A 19,877-nucleotide genomic window follows, 5' to 3' on the forward strand; every position below is an offset into this window, starting at 1 on the left:
ATTAGATGCCCAGCTCATCCAGCAGGCTGTCGGAATCGTTTTGATCATCGTCTTTGAGGGCTTGTGACGCAGCAGCCCGCTTGTTGGCCTCACCTTCCAGAATGTCATCGGGATCAAAATCTTCCTGCTGTTCGAAATCGTGCAACTGGATGAATTCGGTTTTATCCATGGCCAGTTCGAGATAAAAGATATTGTTTCGCTGGGTCGTGAAGGTAACGCGTCGTGCCTGCGGTCTATCGAGATTGGTATTGATCGAAAGCAGAACCTCTTTGTTGATGGTCAACATTTTTGGCTGGTTCTGATTAATCGGTGTCAACAGCTGTTTGCCCACATTACTGATAAAATCACCGATCATCTGGTTCATTAGCTCACCCAGTACATTTCCCACCTCATCCGACGTGTGGCTGACGGCCAACTCTTCGCGGGGGATGCCCATATTGGAGAGATAGGCCTGGTAGAGTTCAAGAGCGGCGGCGGCGGTGAAATTGATTACTACCAAACCGGAAAATCCACCGTCAAACAGCACAAAGCAGCCGATATCCGGCTTTAGGCAGGTACGGTTGATCTTCTGGACCATGGCCGAGTAATTAATCTCATTATGGGTGGCCGTGGAGAGCACCGAAGTAACCGATTTGCAGAGCATAACCAGAATGTCATCGGTGGAAACGATTTTTGTCTTTGCCATCGAGTAAAGCCTCGTGTTTTTCTAATTTTGTTATATAGTTAAGGATAGTTATCGACCCTTCTTCATATAACTTGACAACCTTACTGCACTCCATGACACCTCGGCAACTGATCAATGAAGCAGGCGACCTCGTTTCTCTCCCTGAGGTCTGTTTCCGCATTAATCAGTTGGCCGATGATCCCACCAGTTCCGCGCATGAAATAGGACAGGTAATCAGCCAGGATACAACATTGAGTGCGCGATTACTGAAGATTGTGAATAGTGCGTTTTACGGGTTTCCAGGACGGATCGACACCATCTCGCGGGCCATTACCATTATTGGTACCAAAGAGCTGCGGGATCTGGCTTTGATGACGGCCGCTTGTAATCTGTTTAACGGCATTCCGTCCAATTTGATCAATATGGAGCGGTTCTGGCACAGTTCACTTGCCTGCGGGGTGCTGGCGCGGCGACTGGCTGAGGCCAGTCAGGTTCTGCATCCTGATAGGCTGTTTGTCATGGGGGTATTGCATGATATTGGCCGACTGGTGATGTTTCAGCAATTGCCGGTACCGTCACGGGATATCTTGTTGATCAGCAAAGGCCGAGATGACTTGATTGTTGTTGCCGAGCGTGAAGTACTGGGTTTTACCCATGGTGATGTGGGCTATGAGTTGGCGAGTGACTGGCTTCTGCCAACCCCCATCTGCTCAGCCATTCGATGGCATCATCTGCCGGAGCAGGCGACGACCAATCTTCTGGAGTGTCAATTGATTTACATCTCCAATATTTTGGCGGATGCCCTGGTGTGGGATAGCGATCTGAAAACTGAGATGGAACGGATTCAATCCGGCAGTTGGAGTCTGACCGGCCTGACACCGGCGGTTTGTCAGCAGGCGGTATCAGAGCTTGGTAATGAAATTCGTGAGCTGTATGCAATTTTGATGGGACAGGTGCAGACCCCAAGCGCAGTGAGATCTCCCGGTCGTTAATCCCGTTGAGTTATCTAATCGATTAAACCTTTACTGCGAAACAGTGTTGCCATTTCAGGCTTGTTGGCCAGAATCTCCTCCTGTGCCAGTCCCTTCATCTCATGTGGAAATACCAGCCACTGATCGGTCTCATGGATATAGTAGTCCGGCGTTAGAGACGTCTGATTATTTGACGGTTTGTACCAAGGGGTAGCGATACGAATATTTTCAGGCATGTTGCGTCGGGTCTTTGCTTGCAGTGTATCCAGGATGGCCTGAAGGCTGAGTCCGGAGTCAAATACGTCGTCGACGATGAGCAGTGAGCTGTCCCAGTTGATATGACGAATCAGATAACCGAGACCGTGTACCCGCACCTCCTTATTTCGTTCCCCGATGCCGGTATAGGAGGAGGTGCGGATGGCGATGTGGTCGGATGGCACATCAAAATAGTCCAGGATTTCCTGAACCGCTATGCCGACAGGTGTGCCGCCGCGCCAGACGCCGACAATGAAGTCGGGTCTGAAACCACTCTGCAAAATCTCCAGGCCGAGTTGAAAGGAGTCGGTCAGCAACTGCTGGGCAGTAATGTAGTATTTATCACTCATGCTTGGGGTATCTGTCCACTTGGTGTGGCGTGAAAACTATCTGTTTTCGTCAGTGATGGCAATCACTCATCGTTTGTTTATGTGGTTCTACCACATTAATCGGCTATGTATGACAGCTGGCTCAGGCTATAGAGAATGAGCTGCAAATCACCCGGCTCGGATAGTCGGTGGTCCCCTTGTTTGATCAGCGTGAGCGTGGCGTCCTTGCTCTCCAACTGCTCACAGGTCCGGCGGCTGAAGTCCCAGGGGACATCCGGATCCTTCATGCCATGAAACAGTCGAACTGGGCAGCGGATGGGAATGGTGTTATCCAGGAGTAAATGGTTCCTGCCCTCTTCAAGCAGTTGTTGGGTGATCGGGTAGGGCTGTTGATCATCGTAATCACAGGGTATTAAAACACGCCCTCCCTGTTGCAGTTGTTGCCGTTGGCTTTCAGTAAACATCGGCATCAACAAGCGCTGGGTGAAATCGGTTGCGCAGGCGAGGGTGATCAGGGCATGTACACGGTTGGGACGGGCGAGCGTAGCCAACAGCGAAATCCAGCCACCCATACTGGATCCGATAAGGATCTGCGGGCCTTCGGTCAATTGGTCAAGCACGGTTAGCGCATCACCCAGCCACTCACCAATCGTGCCGGATTCGAAGTCCCCGCTGGATTGGCCGTGTCCCGAGTAATCGAAGCGGACAAATGCCCGCTGATGCTTGCGACACCACTGCTCAAAGGTGGTCGCTTTGATGCCTGACATATCCGACTTGAAACCACCCAGAAACAGAATGCCGGGGCCTTTGCCCTCTGTTCGACAGTAAGCGATTTGCTTTCCGTCTGGCAGATTGAGACGTTGGATTGTTCCGGAATTCATCCGTTATGTCCCATCAGTAAAAGAGGGTGATGATACGCCCCGGTTAATCGATTGCAACCGGGGCATTGGCCCGATTAATACTCACTGCGTACGCGCCGAATTGCCTGATGCCAGCCATCGAGCAGCGTGTCCCGGATGTCGGCGTTGAGCTGTGGGAGGAACTCGGCATCCTGTTGCCAATTCTGCTCCAGATCGTCAAAGGAGTTAAATACACCGCAATGCAGGCCAGCCAGGTAGGCGGCTCCAAGCGCCGTTGTTTCGGTCTGGACCGGTCTCTGTACCGGCAGGTTGAGAATATCGGCAAGAAACTGGCATAGCCAATTGTTCTTGACCATACCGCCATCCACACGCAGTTGAATGGGCTGCACGCCATCATCGCTCATCGCCTGAAACAGATCGTGGGTTTGATAACACACCGACTCCAGCGTGGCCCTGACGATCTCCTTGATGCCGGTGGCACGTGTCAGGCCAAGTAATGCGCCACGTGCATCGGCATCCCAGTGAGGAGCGCCCAGTCCGGTGAAGGCAGGTACCAGGTAGACGCCCTGATTATGTTCCAGTGCTGTGGCGATGGCTTCCGTCTCTTCGGCTGTTTTAATCAAGCCTAAGCCATCCCGCAACCACTGTACGGCGGCTCCGGCCACAAAGATGGACCCTTCCATGGCGTAACTCACTTTCCCGTCCAGTCGATAACCGATGGTTGAGAGAAGCTTATTGTTGGAGCTGACGGCGTGTTCTCCGGTATTCATCAATACAAAGCAGCCGGTTCCATAGGTGCTTTTGATCATTCCTGGCTGAAAACAGGCCTGGCCAAAGGCGGCCGCCTGCTGATCACCGGCCATTCCGCAGACAGTGAGCGATTCACCCAGCAACTCTCGGTCGGTTGTGCCGAAATCTGCCGAACAATCCTTCACATCAGGGAGCAGCGATGCCGGTATATCCAGCAGTGCCAGCAGTTCATCGTCCCAGTGATTCTGGTGGATATTAAAGAGCAAGGTACGTGAGGCGTTGGTGGCGTCGGTGGCATGTTGTCGACCACCGGTCAGTCGCCATAATAGGAAGCTGTCGACGGTACCAAAGGCCAGTTCGCCCTGTTCTGCTTTGTCGCGTGCGCCGGACACATGATCGAGAATCCAGGCCACCTTGGTTCCCGAAAAATAGGGATCAAGCAAGAGACCGGTTTTTTCACTAATCATCTGCTCGTGGCCGGCCTGCTTGAGATGATGACAATGGTCGGCGGTCCTCCGATCCTGCCAGACAATGGCGTTATAAATAGGGCGGCCGCTGCTGCGCTCCCAGACAACCGTGGTTTCACGCTGATTGGTGATTCCTACCGCAGCAATTTTCCGGTCCATCTGTTTGGCGGCGTCGATGGCCTGACGGGTGACGGATAGAGCCGTAGACCAAATCTCTTCAGGATCATGTTCGACCCAGCCTGAATCAGGAAATATCTGCTTGAATTCCAGCTGGCTTGAGAACACCGATCGGCCGTCTTTTTCAAACAGCATAGCCCTTGAACTGGTGGTTCCCTGATCGATGCTCAGAATCAATGGTGTGTTCGGCATATCAGACTCCGTAGGTCGGCATAACATGCGTGTCGCGGTATCTTACCGCAAAGTGCCTAAAATTGGCCTGGCTAATATTCGTAAAATGAATAAAACGAAAATCTTATATAGATAATATTTTCATTTCAAATTGAATCCAAATCTCGACTAACACCTGAATAGGGTCCTTTTTATCTGATTGTTATTGCCCATGGCGGTTTGTCAATGCTGTTCAATTCCAACAAGAATAGTTATACAAAAATACCTAACCAACTGAATATTAACAATATAAAAAATATGGTTGTAAAGGGGCTGTTAAGGTTGCTTATTGGTGTTTGTCTCTTCTGTGGCTATGATATTTATCTTTTTTATCTGATTGATCAAATTTATTATGTGTTCGACTAATTCAATATAAATGCTCAAACGAATATAAAAATAACTAGAAACGAAAATTAGTTGTGCTATTATCTGGGCTTCATGAGACCAAAAATACGTCGGAGGAGAGTTTGATGAGAACTAAATTTGCCGTAGTACTCGCGACCACTGCACTCTGTTTCTCACCGGGAGTCTTTGCGGGTAAAGCGGAAGCGGAGCGATGGATCAATGAGGAGTTTCAGCCCTCTACATTGGATAAGTCGCAGCAGATGAAAGAGATGGCGTGGTTTATTAAGGCCGCAGCGCCATTTAAGGGAATGGAAATCAACGTGCTGTCAGAAACCATCCCCACCCATGAATATGAATCCAAGGTGTTAACCAAGGCATTTGAAGAGATCACCGGTATTAAGGTGAATCATCAGCTGTTGGGAGAGGGCGAGGTCGTGCAAGCGGTCCAGACCCAGATGCAGACTAAGCGGAATCTTTATGATGCCTATATCAATGATTCTGACCTGATCGGCACTCACTCTCGCCTACAGCTTGCCGTCAATCTCACTGATTGGATGGCGGGAGAAGGTAAGGATGTCACCGATCCGATGCTGGATCTGGATGATTTTATGGGTATCTCATTTACTACCGGCCCTGACGGTAAGATATACCAATTGCCGGACCAGCAATTCGCCAATCTCTATTGGTTCCGTTATGACTGGTTCCAACGTCCGGAACTGAAAAAGCAGTTCAAGGAGCTTTATGGGTATGAGTTGGGTGTACCCGTCAATTGGTCTGCCTATGAAGACATCGCGGAATTCTTTTCTGTTCATGTGAAAGAGATCGATGGACAACGTATCTATGGTCATATGGATTATGGCAAACGCGCGCCTGACCTGGGCTGGCGGATGACGGATGCCTGGCTCTCCATGGCGGGTGAGGGCAGTAAGGGGTTACCGAACGGTCGACCGGTCGATGAATGGGGCATCCGCATGGAGAAGGGTTCGTGCAATCCAGTGGGGGCGTCCGTCTCCCGTGGTGGCGCCACGAATAGTCCGGCAGCAGTGTATGCCATTCGCAAATGGGATGAATGGCTAAGGAAGTATGCTCCACCGGGTGCGGCTAACTATGATTTCTACCAATCGTTGCCGGCCCTATCACAAGGTAACGTGGCCCAGCAGATTTTCTGGTATACCGCATTCACGTCATCCATGGTGGCGCCCAAGAGTGAGGGCAATAACACGGTAGATGATGCCGGTATGCCGCTCTGGCGTATGGCGCCTTCCCCTCATGGACCCTACTGGGAGGACGGTCAGAAATTGGGCTATCAGGATGCCGGCTCATGGACGCTGTTTAAATCAACACCGGTCGATCGTAGAAAGGCAGCATGGTTGTATGCTCAGTTCGTTGTTTCAAAATCCGTTTCGCTGAAAAAGACGCACGTCGGACTGACGCCTATTCGTGATAGCGATATTCGTCATGCCTCATTCACCGAACGGGCACCTAAGCTTGGTGGTTTGGTTGAGTTCTATCGTTCACCGGATCGGGTACGTTGGACCCCAACCGGGATTAACGTACCTGATTATCCAAAACTGGCGCAGATCTGGTGGCAACAGATCGGTGATGTGAATTCGGGTGCATTTACTCCCCAGCAGGCGATGGATCGTCTGGCTGAAGAGATGGATATCACCATGGCCCGGATGCAACGGGCGGATGAAAAGGCCAATGTATATGGCGGATGTGGTCCGCGCTTAAATGAAAAGCAAGATCCGTCAGTATGGCTTAACAAGCCGGGATCGCCCAAGGCTAAGTTGGTAAACGAGAAGCCGAAAGGTGAAACCATCGATTATGACGAACTGGTAAAACGCTGGAGCAAGGCTAACTGATCAGCATTTTGATCACTAACCGCCGCAGGTATGTTCAGCGATGACATACCTGCGGCCAGCGTCACCCAACTCAGCGTAAATAAACAAAATAAAGATCAAGATAGTGCCAAATACATCCAAAGCATCAAATCTGAATGACCGCCAAAAAAATATTCTTGATCATGCGCGAAGCCATGGTGAAGTAGAAGTGGAGGCATTGGCGGATACATTCAATGTGACGCCACAAACTATCCGGCGTGATCTGAATCTGTTATGTGATTTACGATTGTTGCAACGAGTACACGGTGGTGCCATCGCACATGATGGTGTATCCAATCTGGGTTATGAAGCACGCAGCCGCCTTGCTATCGAAGAGAAGCAGTCTATTGGTGAGCGTGCCGCTACGCTCATTCCTGACGACTGTTCACTGTTCGTCAATATCGGTACGACAACCGAGCAAGTGGCAAAGCATTTGATTAGTCATATTGGCATGCTGGTGATTACCAATAATATAAATGTGGTCAATACACTGCGCCACAGTGAAACCATCGAAGTGATGACGGCCGGTGGATTGGTGCGAAGAGAGGATGGCGGCATTGTCGGTGATGCGACGGTTGACTTTATTCGTCAATTCAAAGTGGACTTTGCAATTATCGGTGCCTCGGCACTGGAAGAGGATGGCACCATTCTGGATTATGACCCGAGAGAGGTCAGGGTGGCGCAAGCGATCATCGAAAACGCGCGATCCGTTATATTGGTGGCTGATGCAATGAAGTTCGAACGTAATGCTCCGGTGCGTATTGGTAATATTGAGCTGATTGATTATCTGGTGACTGATGCACGGCCGCCAAGAACCTTTTGTGAACTCTGTCAGAAACATGATGTTGAGCTCATCATCACCTCTGAACGCTGATTTATTAAATGAATACCGCCGCTATTTGGTCAGATTAGGTTGGCCAATGGGGAAGTCTGATGTCGATTGAACTGAAAAATGTAACCAAGCTGTCGGGTGCGGAAACGCATATCTATGAAACAAACCTGAGGTTTGAAGAGGGTGGCTTTAACATTCTGCTGGGTACCACGCTTGCGGGAAAGACCACCTTGCTAAGGTTGATGGCTGGCTTGGAAAAACCGTCACAGGGTGAGGTTTGGTTTAACGGACAGGACGTGACGGGTGTGGCCGTGCAGCGGCGTAATGTAGCCATGGTGTACCAGCAGTTTATCAACTATCCCAATATGACAGTGTATGAAAATATCGCATCTCCGCTAAGGGTGGTTCGGACTCCGGCCACAGTCATTAGGGAACGGGTAGGTGAAGTGGCTGAATTGCTAAAGTTGACACCGATGCTTGATCGTATGCCTAACGAATTGTCGGGTGGTCAGCAACAACGCACGGCGCTGGCACGGGCATTGGTAAAGAGGGCCGAGCTGGTTTTGTTGGATGAGCCATTGGCCAATCTCGACTATAAGTTGCGAGAAGAGTTGCGCGAAGAGTTACCCAAGCTCTTTCACGGCACCGGCGCCACGGTCGTTTATGCCACGACCGAGCCAATTGAGGCGATGTTGCTGGGTGGTTATACGGCAACGGTAAGTGAGGGGCGCATAACCCAATATGGACGTACTGCCGATGTGTATCACTTTCCCAACGACCTTGTTAGTGCGCAGGTTTTTTCTGATCCGCCCATCAATACCGCAACGGTAAACAAGCGGGGCGATCAGTTTCAATTGTCGGATACCGTACGGTGGACGACGGTTGATACGCCATATCGGTCCCTGGAGGATGGTCCCTATACCCTGGGTTTTCGACCTCATCATATTAGCCTGAATAGATCGGACAACCATTCTGTAAAGGTGTCAGGTGAAGTAATGATTACAGAGATCAGTGGATCGGAAAGTGTGATACATGTGAAAGCGGGCGATGATAACTGGGTTTCAATGAGTCATGGCATCCATCGCCTTGAAGTCGGAGACCTGACCGAGCTGTATATTCAAACAGATCGCTGCTTCCTTTTTGATAATGAGATGAAACTGATCAGGGTATAGCGCTGATTATCAGTTAACAAATTATCAATTAGGTTGATCAGTAATTCCTTTAACGGGAACAGATATCGAATGGCAAAAATTACACTAGAAAATATTCGCCACAGTTATACCGCCGACGTAGAAAAAAGCGGCGATTGGGCATTGAAGGAGATGGATATCGTCTGGTCGGATGGTGGTGCCTATGCCCTGCTAGGTCCTTCAGGCTGCGGCAAGACAACCTTATTGAATATTATATCCGGTCTGCTGGTGCCCACGGAAGGGCGCGTACTTTTTAATGATCGTGATGTAACCGATCTGGCTTCGGATCAAAGACATATCGCCCAAGTATTTCAGTTCCCGGTGGTGTACGACACCATGACGGTATATGAGAATTTGGCTTTTCCACTACGTAACCGTGGCATGGACCCGGTCAAAATCAAACATCGCGTACACGAAATTGCACAGATGCTGGATCTGGAAACGGTTCTTGATAATCGCGCGTCTGGGCTCACTGCGGATGGCAAGCAAAAGATATCATTGGGGCGCGGCTTAGTACGTGACGATGTCAACGTCATTATGTTTGATGAACCATTAACTGTTATCGATCCCCATCTGAAATGGTTGCTTCGCTCTAAGCTGAAAAGATTGCATCAACAGGTCGGTGCCACCATGATTTATGTTACGCATGATCAGACGGAGGCGCTGACATTTGCCGATAAGGTTGTGGTCATGCATGAGGGCGTGGTGGTTCAAGTCGGGACCCCGGTTGAACTGTTTCAGAAGCCGAATCACACCTTTGTCGGACATTTTATCGGTTCTCCAGGAATGAACTTTCTTCCATGCCAGTTGATGGATGGTGCCCCCACTTTTGATGGAAACAGGATTGATGTGTCTGCGGAATTTTCCGTTCCTGACACTGCCGAGAGAATTGAAATCGGTATCCGACCTGAATTTATAAAGATTGCAGATCAGGGATTGTCGGTTGATATCGTCAAGGTTGATGACGTGGGGCGATACCGTATTGTCGAGAGCCGCTACAAGCAGCACACCATAAAGCTCATTGTTCCTGAAGGGGTATCAATACCTGTAGACAAGGCCAAGATTCAGTTCGAACCATCAAATACCCATCTTTATGCGGATCACTGGATATTGACCTGAGGAGAGGCATCGTGAGTGACAAGACAACTAATCATAAAGCCTGGTTCCTGGTAGCCCCAGTGGTGGCGTTGGTCGCATTCAATGCATTGATTCCATTAATGACGGTGGTCAACTACTCCGTACAGGAAACGTTCGGCGATAATGTGTTTTTTTGGGAAGGCGTAAAGTGGTTTGAGGACGTCCTGCACTCTGAACGCTTTCACGCTTCGCTACTGAGGCAGCTTACCTTTACCGGGATTATTCTTGTCATCGAGGTGCCGTTGGGCGTCGCCATCGCGCTGACCATGCCAAAGAAAGGGCCTTGGGTTTCTGTTTGCCTGGTATTGATGGCATTACCGCTGCTGATTCCCTGGAACGTAGTGGGCGCCATGTGGAATATATTTGCGCTGCCGGACATCGGGTTGCTGGGCAAGATGATTAATGGCCTGGGTTTTGACTACAACTTTACACAACAACCGATCGCTGCCTGGTTTACCACCATATTGATGGATGTATGGCACTGGACATCGCTGGTGACACTGCTCGCGTATGCGGGGCTCTGTTCGATACCAGATGCCTACTATCAAGCTGCCCGGATTGATGGCGCCAGCCGTTGGTCGGTTTTCCGCTACATACAACTTCCCAAAATGAAGCGTGTACTGACCATCGCTATTCTGTTGCGCTTTATGGATAGTTTTATGATCTACACCGAGCCCTTTGTCCTAACGGGAGGCGGGCCGGGGAATACAACAACCTTCCTTTCAATCGACCTCGTTAAGATCGCACTGGGGCAATTTGACCTGGGACCGGCAGCGGCTATGTCATTAATCTATTTCCTCATCATCTTGGTTTTAAGTTGGATTTTCTACACCCTGATGATGCGTAATGAGGAGCAGTGATGAAAAACGTCAAGTGGCTTGCACCAACACTCTACATTCTGTTTTTGCTGCTGCCGATTTATTGGCTTGTCAGCATGTCTTTCAAAACAACTAATGAAATACTGGGCGGTTTTTCGTTATGGCCGCATGACTTTACCATTGCCAACTATGTGACCATCTTTACTGACCCGACTTGGTATGTTGGATATCTGAACTCCATTACCTATGTAACAATCAATACGCTCATTTCGGTAACGGTTGCGCTACCAGCCGCTTATGCCTTCTCGCGGTACCATTTTCTCGGCGACAAGCATCTTTTTTTCTGGCTGCTGACAAACCGCATGGCGCCGCCGGCAGTTTTTGCGCTACCTTTTTTTCAGCTCTATTCCGCTGTAGGCCTATTTGATACGCCGATTGCCGTCGCACTGGCGCATGCCCTATTCAACATTCCGTTGGCGGTGTGGATTTTGGAGGGTTTTATGTCCGGCGTACCGAAGGAGCTGGATGAAACGGCCTTTGTGGATGGTTATTCTTTCTGGCGCTTTTTTGTCAAGATATTTTTACCCACTATTGCAGCTGGCATTGGCGTAGCGATGTTCTTCTGTTTCATGTTCTCCTGGGTGGAGTTGTTGTTGGCCAAGACATTGACCTCGGTAGACGCCAAGCCAATCGCCGCCGTGATGACAAAGACGGCCAGTACATCCGGGTATGAGCTCGGTCTGTTGGCGGCGGCCGGAACATTGACCATCATCCCTGGGGCATTCGTTATCTGGTTCGTTCGCAACAATATCGCCAAGGGTTTCGCCTTGGGGCGCGTGTAATCGGGAGGTTTCACTATGGGTTTATCCTGGATGGCGTGGACTTGGCCAACGGCAGCATTTTTTATTTTTGTGCTCTTGGCTATCACTACGATGGGAATATGGGAGCGTTTCAGTCCCGGCGGAAATCCTCGGCGCGGTGTCCTGGGTCTGGATACCACCCGTGGGGACAGGCTCTTCATCTCCATATTGGGTAGTGCCTTTATTCACCTTGCCTGGCTTGGGTTGTTCGGAACGCCTCTTTGGGGGGCTTTGGTTATATCGATTCTCTACTTCATCACAGTTTTTCGCTGGGTTTGAGCGGACAGCGATTCGCTTGGCAGGAATTATTTATTATGCCGCAAGATGACACTTTATCTTCAGTCGTCGACCTGCTGGTAATCGGCGGGGGTATCAACGGTGTCGGTGTGGCGCGTGATGCAGCCGGCAGGGGTTTGAAGGTTTATCTCTGTGAGAAAGATGATCTGGCTGAGCACACCTCATCCGCCAGCACGAAATTGATTCACGGTGGACTGCGTTACTTGGAGTTATATGACTTTAAGCTGGTGCATCATGCGCTACGAGAGCGAGAGGTACTGCTGCAGTCTGCGCCACATATTATACATCCATTGCGTTTTGTCTTGCCTCACCATCAGGCATTGCGCCCAAAGTGGATGATTCAATTGGGTCTGTTTCTCTACGACCATCTGGGTGGTCGAAAAAAACTTCCCGGGTCGAGGCGCATCGATCTGACGAAGCATGTTGCGGGTAAAGCGCTGAAAAAAAGTTACCGGGCCGGTTTTGAATACTCGGATTGCTGGGTACATGACGCGCGCCTGGTCGTGTTAAGTGCCATGGATGCGGCGACACATGGAGCGATTATCGCGACACACACATGCTGCATTGGGTTATCACGCGAGCCATCCCATTGGACCGCAACGCTGCGTAATGAACGGGATGGCACAGATTTTACTGTTCAAGCCAAGGCTGTTGTCAATGCGGCAGGACCTTGGGTGGAGCGGGTGCTGGAAACAGGAATCAAGACAGAGATATCGCACGGCGTGCGCTATGTAAAGGGAAGTCATATTGTTGTTCCCAGATTGTTTGACCACGATTATGCCTATATCTTTCAACACGGAGATGGAAGGGTTCTGTTTGCGATTCCATTCGAGCGGAACTTTACGTTACTGGGCACAACCGATATCGAGCTGGAATCCCTACCCGAGAAAGTAGCCATTACCCAGGCGGAAATTGACTATATCTGCCAGGCGGTCAGTGAGTATTTTGACCAATCGGTACAACCGAATGAGGTGATATGGAGCTTCAGCGGCGTACGCCCGCTGTATGATGACGCCGCCGGTAATGCGTCCAGGGTGACCCGGGACTACAATTTGCACTTGGATTGTGCACAAGCCCCCATCTTGTCTGTTTACGGCGGAAAAATCACCACCTATCGAAAACTGGCGGAAGAGGTACTGGCGCTTTTGTCGACATGCATGCCAATTGAGAAGGGTGCTTGGACGGAAACGAGCCGATTACCGGGTGGGGATATCGAGGGAGGGGATTTTGAGCAGTTTTTGGTTCAGTGCGCCTCCCACTATCCCTGGTTACCACCGGATCTATTACGTGAATATGCCGGACTCTACGGGACTCAAATAGCACGATTGCTTGCCAATTGCGATGCCAAGGAGGGGCTGGGAATCCATTTCGGTGGTGACCTGTATGAGTGTGAAGTTCGATATCTGGTCTCTCATGAATATGCCGAGAGTGCCGAAGATATTGTTTGGCGGCGTACCAAACGCGGGTTAGCGATGTCTGCTGAAGAGATCGAACGTTTGGGAACCTGGTTGGATAGTCGATGAATATCACTGCAGATATCTGATCGGCATGTATCTTTGCATCGAGCTGTTATATGCCGCACACCTGGTGCAGAATAGACAGAGTTATCCAATGTTGTAAGGGCGGGAATGTTGCATGATGAACATACTGGTTACCGGTGGAGCGGGGTATATCGGTTCCCACACCTGTGTTGAGTTGCTGGAAGCGGGCTATCAGGTGATTGTCATTGATAACCTTTGTAACAGTAGCCGTCAATCTCTCGAACGGGTAGAAAAGATCACTGGAAAAACGGTCTCTTTCATTGAGGGGGATATTCGTGATCAGGAAGTATTAGATGATCTCTTTGCTCGAAATAAAATTGATGCTGTGATTCATTTTGCCGGGCTCAAGGCGGTTGGAGAGTCCGTTGAAATACCGCTGGAGTACTATCAGAACAATATTACCGGAACCCTAACGCTACTCGAATCGATGAAGGGTGCGGATGTGAAGCATCTTGTATTCAGCTCTTCAGCAACGGTATATGGTGATCCCGCGTCACTTCCGATCAGCGAGGATTTTGCACTATCGGCCTCCAATCCCTATGGCCGATCAAAATTGATTATCGAAGAGATCTTGCGCGACCTTTTTGTTGCGGATGGTTCCTGGAATATCTCTATACTGCGTTACTTTAATCCGGTAGGTGCGCATGAAAGCGGTTTGATCGGCGAAGATCCGAGCGGAATTCCGAATAATCTGATGCCGTATATATCTCAGGTTGCCAGTGGGCGGCTCGATCGGCTGAACGTATTCGGCGGAGATTATCCAACGCCTGATGGGACCGGAGTACGTGACTATATCCATGTCGTTGATCTGGCGCGTGGTCATCTTGCCGCATTAAATAAATTGGCCGGCCATCCCGGCTTGATTATTCATAATCTGGGAACCGGTCAGGGTTATTCGGTATTGGAGATGGTGCAGGCCTTTGAAAAGGCAAGCGGCAAGAACGTGCCTTACCGTATTACCGATCGCCGGCCCGGTGATATTGCAGCCTGCTATGCGGATCCCACCAAGGCTTCAGACGAGCTAGGGTGGCATGCCGAGCATGGTCTGGAACGTATGTGCCGGGATGCCTGGCGCTGGCAATGTGGCAATCCCCGTGGCTATGACCGGTAGTGGGTGGATCACTCCTATTTTCTTGATAGGTGTTCCAGTTTTAAAAAGCAGGCCACGATGATAAGTCCGATGCCCGCCATCATGATACTCTGTACGCCGTAGCCGGACAGATAGTAGCTGCCTGATAAACGAACTAGTCCGGCTATCAGGCAGATCAGAATACCAACTATACCTGCGGCTGTTCCGGCTTTTTCCAAAAGTGCGTTCATGGTTCTTTCCCCCTGATGATCTGGCAGTTTAGGCATTTGCCTGCTTGGGACACGATGGTGGCGATTATTGTATTTTACGGTTAAAAGTACGGAATTTCAGTTTTAATGATAAGCCTAGTTTTGAGTGCTGCATAGTCCGGTGGGCCGCTAATCTAGCGTTTCTGATCCTCTTGTAGTGGGACAGCGTGACAAAAAAACGGTATGCTACGCCTTACCACCGTTATGTTTATAACTGATTGATTATCAAAAGAACACACATCAGTCATCAGCGATATGAGTTGGATGGAAGCAGCCACTACAACTGAAAGGCTATGGTTTGCCAATGCCCCTGATCAATTCTGTTGGGGAGTATGGCCGGATGAGGAGGAGGCCGTCCTTTTTCATCAGGGTTCTGGCGATACTCTGATGCTAAATCCGTTGGGTGAATTTCTGCTCAAACGCTTGCAAATAGAACAGCAGACCCAATCAGAATTGGCGGCATCCGCTGCTACCTATTTTGATATCAGCAACGATAATGAGTTGGCCGGTGCTGTCTATCTTTCGTTGCTTACCTTTCGCTCACTTGGCCTGGTCATTTCAGATTCATTGTGAAGATAAACGACTTAACACTGCGACAGATGGCACGCGGTTTAACCGGAAGCGGGCTTCCAATAAAGATAGGCCCTTTCTGGATTAATTTGCGTACCGGCATTCCTGATATGTTGCGCCATATTGCCTTTTTTTATGGCGACTATGAGACGACTCAATCTGAGTTGTTCTACGATTTTCATATCACGTTAAAAAGCTCCCGCGGTGTTCGGCGTTGGGTCAAACCGCAGGTTCATTTTCTGCTGGATGAGTATGCTCCCTTTAAACCACTCCCCTATGTTCACGCCTTTGCCATGTTCGAATGGGGACTGAACTGGTGTATCGCCACTACCGCCCATCACTATTTGATCGTGCATGCGGCGGTGTTGGAAAAGGCTGGCAGGGGCGTCATTTTGCCGGGTATGCCCGGTTCGGGAAAGAGTACGCTTTGTGCCGCAATGAGCCTGCGCGGGTGGCGCCTGCTGTCGGATGAAATGGCACTGCTGGATCCACAGACGTTGGAAATTACCCCTGTGCCCAGACCAGTCAGTTTGAAAAATGATTCCATACAGATAATTAAAAAGTTTTCATCAATGGCGGAGATCGGGCCTTCAGCGAAAGACACGGCAAAAGGTACAGTCGCCCACCTCAAGCCGACTCCGGCGAGTGTTCAGCAGGCGGGTGAGCGTTGTCGATCTCTAGCGATTATTTTTCCTAAATATCAAGTCGGCAGCGGAACGTGCCTGACACGAAAGGCTAAGAACCGTGCATTGCTGGAGATACAGGAAAATGCCTTTAATACCCATATTCTGGGAAAAGATGGATTTGGCGCGGCTAAGTCGCTGATTGAAACTAATCCTGTCTATTTATTGACCTATTCAAATATGGATGAGGCCCTGACGACGCTGGATGAAATACTCACGATGTCCGAGGCTTGCGTTTGATTATGGCTTTACCGCTTATTATTCAAGTTCTTCGTGTGCCGGAAAGCGTAATAAATTTCAAGCCGATGGACTGGGACCTGCTTATTCGACAAGCAAAAGCAGCCAATCTACTTGCCCATCTTGATGCGATGTTGAAGGATACCGGAAATGCGCAGTTGATTCCGGAAGGAGCAGCCATGCATTTGAATTCGGCCAGTATGATTGCCCGAAGAAGTGTCATGGCGGTGCGTTGGGAATTGTCGCAACTGGAAGAGGCACTACACAGTCTGGCTATCCCTTTCGTTGTGTTGAAGGGTGCCGCCTATGTTATGGCTGACTTGCCGATTAGTCGTGGCCGACTGTTTCATGATATCGATATTCTGGTGCCCCGATCTGCGTTGGAAGATGTAGAGAAACGGCTCACCGAGTGGGGTTGGCGTACCACCCATAGTAGTGCTTATGATCAACGCTATTACCGTACCTGGATGCACGAAATCCCACCGATGAAGCAGATAAAACGCCAAACGGTGTTGGATATCCATCACTCCATTCTGCCGTTGACGGCCCGGTTAAAACCGGATCCAGGAAAACTGTTTGCACAAGCGGTCAATGATACCGGGGAAGGGGATCTGTATTGGCTATGTGATGTGGATATGATTTTACATAGCGCCACCCATCTGTTTCATGATGGCGAACTGGAGCACGGTTTACGAGATTTGGTGGATATAGCCGAGTTACTGAAACAGTTTTCGCTACATAAAGGTTTCTGGACAGCGCTATGCGAGCGGGCAGAAGAGATGGATTTGGTGCGCCCGCTGCTGTATGGGTTGCGTTATGTCGAGATCCTGTTGGGTGTAGATATTCCCGCCGCGGTGAAAGTTTGGACGCGTGAACGCGAGTCGTCTGGATTGTCGCTAATGCTTATGGATCAGCTGTTTATGCGGGCGCTACGCCCGGATCACGCCACTTGTGATCAGTGGGGCAGCAGTCTGGCCAGATGGATGCTGTATGTTCGGTCTCATTACCTGCGCATGCCGATGCGCCTTCTAATTCCTCACTTGATTCGAAAGGCCATTACCGGTGATGAAGAGGGTGCTTTACCACGGGAAGTGCAGCGCTTTATCGCCAATAATCCTCGTCATTAACACCTGATCGGTACAACCGCCCAGGCCATTGGGGGCATTGAAAAGATTACTTGCGTGCTAATTAGGTCCAGGTGCTATCCAGGAACGCCTTGAAATTGGCTATTTGTCCGCCTAGCGTCGGGTCGGCCCAAAGTGCCTTTACTTGGTCGACGGTCAAAACATAATTGGGGACGGTCATGGCATTAAGCAGTGCGGCAATGATATGGAATTCGTCGCTGCCCTCTTCAGTACAGAGGATTTCAAGCATTGAGCGGTTGAGCGAATCCTGTGGGCCGGTGGTAAAATAGCTATTAAACAGTGCGCCGCCGTTACAGATCCAGTTGGTAGAGTGGCCGTTTCCGGCAAGGCAGTCATTACAGGAAGTGGGGACCGTGCCATCCGGTTTGAATCCGGCAGCCATTGGCCATGCCTCCGGATGTTCTTTCCAATAACCCGGACTTAAACCGAGATTACATTCGCCGCGATCGGGTTCTGAGAGGTTGCCGGAGAGCATATTGGAGAGACAGCCGACGCCAAATACAGGTCGAGATACCACAGACATCAGCACGGGCGAAGCAAGCAGGCCTGTTTTAGTAAACTGCCTACGACTGGATGAGATGCCATTCTCGGTTGCATTCTCTGCTTTTAAATCCTTGTTTGTCTCTGGTTTCTTCGACATTACTTAATACTCTGTTGGTTACCCGAATATCAGACCCGGGAAGCTTGGTCGGGTCTATCTCCTGGTTTATCGACCATTGGGCCCTTTCCTTGAAAGATAGCACCTAGTCCAATCCTCGGAAACGGCTTCGGCGATTAGTGTAAAGCCATTCGATACTTTATCAAAAGCCGTTGTCTCTAATTAGCGCTGAATCGGTTTTGTCTTTGTAAGGATTCCAAGCCTCCTCGGTGCAAAGAATTGGGTGTTATCCAGTCTCAACTGACACCATGCGACAAAGTTTATCGCCTACTCCTGCGATTTTTGGCTAACTCCTTATCGCCGTCGATCCCCTTGCTGATGTATCAAGGGCATGTCGTCTGATACCATGCAAATAATGAGCCACCATGATAAGTAATTGATCCATAAAGTTATATTTTAATCTATGTGGATGGATTGGATATGAGGTGTAAAAAAAACCGACATGTTTCTGTTTGCTGCTGCGGGATTAGTGTGGCAATTATTCATTATCAAGGTTATCGCGGATTTTAGCGTCTGGACTACGAGTGGTGAGTCCCGTGTTTAATTAATTACGAGGTGAATCGACATGGGGGCTACATGGTGTATCGTTAGGAATGTTAAATTCCGCCGACTTTTAAAGCATAAATACGGTGACAATCAGGCAGGTAAGTTGCCCCTTTGGTCATTAATCGGCTGATTTGAGCTGTCAGGTTGACCCTCAGTGCCGATTATTGCCCCTGGCATGCCTGGTGTGTGATGATTGAATAAATTAACTTGCAATACTTTCAAGTAGTTATAGAATATTTCAAACATGGACTATTAAGAAATATGGCCAGTTCTCGTTATGGCAGGAAAAATATGATCATCGGTAGCTTGGCTAAAGCGGCGATGACCGTTGTGCTTTTGGCTGCAATGGTGCCTGCATTGTCGGGCCAGTCTCTAAGTAATCAGGCTGGGGAGGCATTGGCTCAGGCGGTATATGACCGTCCAAACGGAGACGATTTCAGTGCCTTGGTGGTTATGAAACTCCAGGGGAAGGAGGGGCAGGCTCGTCAGCGGATACTCTACAGCTACGCTAAGGAGAAGGGGACCGCCGAGCGTTGGACGCTGATGCGATTTATCCAGCCGGATGATATTAGTGGGACCGGTCTGCTTACCCAGGATCATCCTGGGGAAGAGAGTGACCAGTGGTTGTATTTACCGGCGTTGAATAAAGTTCGGCGAATATCGTCGTCAAGAAAAGGCGGTCGCTTTGTCGGGTCCGATTTTTTTTATGAAGATCTCTTGGATAGAGAGGTGTCGATGGATCATCACTATCTTCAGGGTGAAGGAAAAGTGGGAAAGGTGCCATGCGAGGTTCTGGTGAGTACCCCCAAAGACCCTGATAATTCCGTATATTCGAAGCGGGTCAGTTGTATATATCGCAGAATTCTGATTCCGCTAAAAGTAGAGTTGTATGAAAGGGGTAAAGACCGGCCGACCAAAATGCTCACGGCTAGGCGGATCAAGAAAGTGCAGGGCTACTGGACCATCCTGGAAAGCACTATGTATGACCTTGAGTCGGGGCATAGAACCCAGCTTTTAACGAATAAGATCAAGTACAATCAAAATCTTCCTGATCGGCTCTTCTCCAGGCGGGATTTGACCGATGATAGTAATGAAAAGGCTTTCCGTCCGTAAA

At 49.7% G+C, this 19,877-nt stretch carries 20 protein-coding genes; 14 read left to right on the forward strand and 6 right to left on the reverse strand.

Annotated elements, in window-relative coordinates; genetic code table 11:
* Position 1: 1 nt before the first annotated feature.
* The gene (locus ACQY5R_RS09065; RefSeq protein WP_428607222.1) at positions 2-685 is read right to left on the reverse strand and encodes a DUF3334 family protein; all 684 of its coding nucleotides are present in this window, start codon (positions 683-685) and stop codon (positions 2-4) included.
* Positions 686-777: 92 nt separating this feature from the next.
* Between ACQY5R_RS09065 and ACQY5R_RS09070 the strand changes: the two genes are divergently transcribed.
* Entirely contained in the window at positions 778-1,656 is an 879-nt protein-coding gene (locus tag ACQY5R_RS09070) for an HDOD domain-containing protein (RefSeq protein ID WP_428607225.1), read from the forward strand.
* 14 nt (positions 1,657-1,670) lie between these two features.
* Here ACQY5R_RS09070 and ACQY5R_RS09075 read toward each other — a convergent pair whose 3' ends face one another.
* From ACQY5R_RS09075 to glpK, 3 genes are all read right to left on the reverse strand, one after another.
* Complete coding sequence (locus ACQY5R_RS09075; RefSeq protein ID WP_428607227.1) at positions 1,671-2,240, reverse strand: phosphoribosyltransferase; 570 nt, start codon at positions 2,238-2,240, stop codon at positions 1,671-1,673.
* A 95-nt stretch (positions 2,241-2,335) separates the two neighbouring features.
* Positions 2,336-3,100, reverse strand: coding sequence for an alpha/beta fold hydrolase (locus tag ACQY5R_RS09080; protein WP_428607230.1), 765 nt, complete (start codon positions 3,098-3,100; stop codon positions 2,336-2,338).
* A gap of 74 nt (positions 3,101-3,174) precedes the next feature.
* Positions 3,175-4,665: a glycerol kinase GlpK gene (gene glpK / locus ACQY5R_RS09085; protein ID WP_428607233.1), complete on the reverse strand. Its 1,491-nt coding sequence runs from the start codon at positions 4,663-4,665 to the stop codon at positions 3,175-3,177.
* Between the two features lie 488 nt (positions 4,666-5,153).
* Between glpK and ACQY5R_RS09090 the strand changes: the two genes are divergently transcribed.
* The 9 genes from ACQY5R_RS09090 (at position 5,154) to galE (ending at position 14,697) form a co-directional block, all read left to right on the forward strand.
* Positions 5,154-6,893: an ABC transporter substrate-binding protein gene (locus tag ACQY5R_RS09090; RefSeq protein WP_428607236.1), complete on the forward strand. Its 1,740-nt coding sequence runs from the start codon at positions 5,154-5,156 to the stop codon at positions 6,891-6,893.
* 103 nt (positions 6,894-6,996) lie between these two features.
* A complete protein-coding gene (locus tag ACQY5R_RS09095; RefSeq protein WP_428607239.1) occupies positions 6,997-7,785 on the forward strand; it encodes a DeoR/GlpR family DNA-binding transcription regulator in 789 nt (262 codons plus the stop codon).
* A 59-nt stretch (positions 7,786-7,844) separates the two neighbouring features.
* Entirely contained in the window at positions 7,845-8,915 is a 1,071-nt protein-coding gene (locus tag ACQY5R_RS09100) for an ABC transporter ATP-binding protein (RefSeq protein ID WP_428607241.1), read from the forward strand.
* Between the two features lie 69 nt (positions 8,916-8,984).
* Positions 8,985-10,052, forward strand: a complete 1,068-nt coding sequence (locus tag ACQY5R_RS09105) for an ABC transporter ATP-binding protein (RefSeq protein ID WP_428607244.1) — start codon at positions 8,985-8,987, stop codon at positions 10,050-10,052.
* 11 nt (positions 10,053-10,063) lie between these two features.
* The gene (locus tag ACQY5R_RS09110; protein ID WP_428607246.1) at positions 10,064-10,930 is read left to right on the forward strand and encodes a carbohydrate ABC transporter permease; all 867 of its coding nucleotides are present in this window, start codon (positions 10,064-10,066) and stop codon (positions 10,928-10,930) included.
* Positions 10,930-11,730, forward strand: a complete 801-nt coding sequence (locus ACQY5R_RS09115) for a carbohydrate ABC transporter permease (RefSeq protein ID WP_428607249.1) — start codon at positions 10,930-10,932, stop codon at positions 11,728-11,730. The genes ACQY5R_RS09110 and ACQY5R_RS09115 overlap by 1 nt, the downstream gene beginning before the upstream one ends.
* Before the next feature lie 30 nt (positions 11,731-11,760).
* Positions 11,761-12,027, forward strand: coding sequence for a DUF2160 domain-containing protein (locus ACQY5R_RS09120; RefSeq protein WP_428607289.1), 267 nt, complete (start codon positions 11,761-11,763; stop codon positions 12,025-12,027).
* A gap of 35 nt (positions 12,028-12,062) precedes the next feature.
* A complete protein-coding gene (glpD, locus tag ACQY5R_RS09125; protein WP_428607252.1) occupies positions 12,063-13,568 on the forward strand; it encodes a glycerol-3-phosphate dehydrogenase in 1,506 nt (501 codons plus the stop codon).
* Between the two features lie 115 nt (positions 13,569-13,683).
* Positions 13,684-14,697 carry a UDP-glucose 4-epimerase GalE gene (gene galE / locus ACQY5R_RS09130; RefSeq protein ID WP_428607292.1) on the forward strand — a complete coding sequence of 338 codons (1,014 nt, stop codon included), beginning with the start codon at positions 13,684-13,686 and terminating at the stop codon, positions 14,695-14,697.
* A gap of 14 nt (positions 14,698-14,711) precedes the next feature.
* Here the strand turns inward: galE and ACQY5R_RS09135 are convergent, their stop codons facing one another.
* The gene (locus ACQY5R_RS09135) at positions 14,712-14,906 is read right to left on the reverse strand and encodes a hypothetical protein (RefSeq protein WP_428607255.1); all 195 of its coding nucleotides are present in this window, start codon (positions 14,904-14,906) and stop codon (positions 14,712-14,714) included.
* A gap of 282 nt (positions 14,907-15,188) precedes the next feature.
* Between ACQY5R_RS09135 and ACQY5R_RS09140 the strand changes: the two genes are divergently transcribed.
* Genes ACQY5R_RS09140 through ACQY5R_RS09150 form a run of 3 tightly spaced genes read left to right on the forward strand, consistent with a single transcriptional unit; the run spans position 15,189 to position 17,541 of the window.
* Positions 15,189-15,497 (forward strand): HPr-rel-A system PqqD family peptide chaperone, encoded by a 309-nt coding sequence (locus ACQY5R_RS09140; RefSeq protein ID WP_428607258.1) that lies wholly within the window; start codon positions 15,189-15,191, stop codon positions 15,495-15,497.
* Positions 15,494-16,417, forward strand: coding sequence for an HprK-related kinase A (locus tag ACQY5R_RS09145; protein WP_428607260.1), 924 nt, complete (start codon positions 15,494-15,496; stop codon positions 16,415-16,417). The genes ACQY5R_RS09140 and ACQY5R_RS09145 overlap by 4 nt, the downstream gene beginning before the upstream one ends.
* Before the next feature lie 35 nt (positions 16,418-16,452).
* Entirely contained in the window at positions 16,453-17,541 is a 1,089-nt protein-coding gene (locus ACQY5R_RS09150) for a nucleotidyltransferase domain-containing protein (protein ID WP_428607263.1), read from the forward strand.
* Positions 17,542-17,602: 61 nt separating this feature from the next.
* On the opposite strand, the gene ACQY5R_RS09155 is transcribed toward ACQY5R_RS09150, so the two are convergent.
* Entirely contained in the window at positions 17,603-18,199 is a 597-nt protein-coding gene (locus ACQY5R_RS09155) for a hypothetical protein (protein ID WP_428607266.1), read from the reverse strand.
* An 855-nt stretch (positions 18,200-19,054) separates the two neighbouring features.
* On the opposite strand from ACQY5R_RS09155, the gene ACQY5R_RS09160 reads away from it, so the two are divergent.
* Positions 19,055-19,876, forward strand: coding sequence for an outer membrane lipoprotein-sorting protein (locus tag ACQY5R_RS09160; RefSeq protein WP_428607268.1), 822 nt, complete (start codon positions 19,055-19,057; stop codon positions 19,874-19,876).
* The last annotated feature ends 1 nt before the right edge of the window (position 19,877 follow it).

The organism is Sedimenticola sp., from assembly GCF_050289425.1.
In the GTDB taxonomy this organism is placed as follows: Bacteria; Pseudomonadota; Gammaproteobacteria; order Chromatiales; family Chromatiaceae; genus Sedimenticola.

Excerpts from the sequence above, each read along its gene's own strand:
- ACQY5R_RS09155 (WP_428607266.1), bottom strand. The coding sequence starts at position 18,199 with ATGTCGAAGAAACCAGAGACAAACAAGGATTTAAAAGCAGAGAATGCA.
- ACQY5R_RS09105 (WP_428607244.1), top strand. The coding sequence starts at position 8,985 with ATGGCAAAAATTACACTAGAAAATATTCGCCACAGTTATACCGCCGAC.
- ACQY5R_RS09090 (WP_428607236.1), top strand. The coding sequence starts at position 5,154 with ATGAGAACTAAATTTGCCGTAGTACTCGCGACCACTGCACTCTGTTTC.
- ACQY5R_RS09065 (WP_428607222.1), bottom strand. The coding sequence starts at position 685 with ATGGCAAAGACAAAAATCGTTTCCACCGATGACATTCTGGTTATGCTC.
- ACQY5R_RS09080 (WP_428607230.1), bottom strand. The coding sequence starts at position 3,100 with ATGAATTCCGGAACAATCCAACGTCTCAATCTGCCAGACGGAAAGCAA.
- ACQY5R_RS09120 (WP_428607289.1), top strand. The coding sequence starts at position 11,761 with ATGGCGTGGACTTGGCCAACGGCAGCATTTTTTATTTTTGTGCTCTTG.
- glpD (WP_428607252.1), top strand. The coding sequence starts at position 12,063 with ATGCCGCAAGATGACACTTTATCTTCAGTCGTCGACCTGCTGGTAATC.
- ACQY5R_RS09100 (WP_428607241.1), top strand. The coding sequence starts at position 7,845 with ATGTCGATTGAACTGAAAAATGTAACCAAGCTGTCGGGTGCGGAAACG.
- glpK (WP_428607233.1), bottom strand. The coding sequence starts at position 4,665 with ATGCCGAACACACCATTGATTCTGAGCATCGATCAGGGAACCACCAGT.
- ACQY5R_RS09140 (WP_428607258.1), top strand. The coding sequence starts at position 15,189 with ATGGAAGCAGCCACTACAACTGAAAGGCTATGGTTTGCCAATGCCCCT.
- ACQY5R_RS09160 (WP_428607268.1), top strand. The coding sequence starts at position 19,055 with ATGATCATCGGTAGCTTGGCTAAAGCGGCGATGACCGTTGTGCTTTTG.
- ACQY5R_RS09115 (WP_428607249.1), top strand. The coding sequence starts at position 10,930 with ATGAAAAACGTCAAGTGGCTTGCACCAACACTCTACATTCTGTTTTTG.
- ACQY5R_RS09135 (WP_428607255.1), bottom strand. The coding sequence starts at position 14,906 with ATGAACGCACTTTTGGAAAAAGCCGGAACAGCCGCAGGTATAGTTGGT.
- ACQY5R_RS09075 (WP_428607227.1), bottom strand. The coding sequence starts at position 2,240 with ATGAGTGATAAATACTACATTACTGCCCAGCAGTTGCTGACCGACTCC.
- ACQY5R_RS09070 (WP_428607225.1), top strand. The coding sequence starts at position 778 with ATGACACCTCGGCAACTGATCAATGAAGCAGGCGACCTCGTTTCTCTC.
- galE (WP_428607292.1), top strand. The coding sequence starts at position 13,684 with ATGAACATACTGGTTACCGGTGGAGCGGGGTATATCGGTTCCCACACC.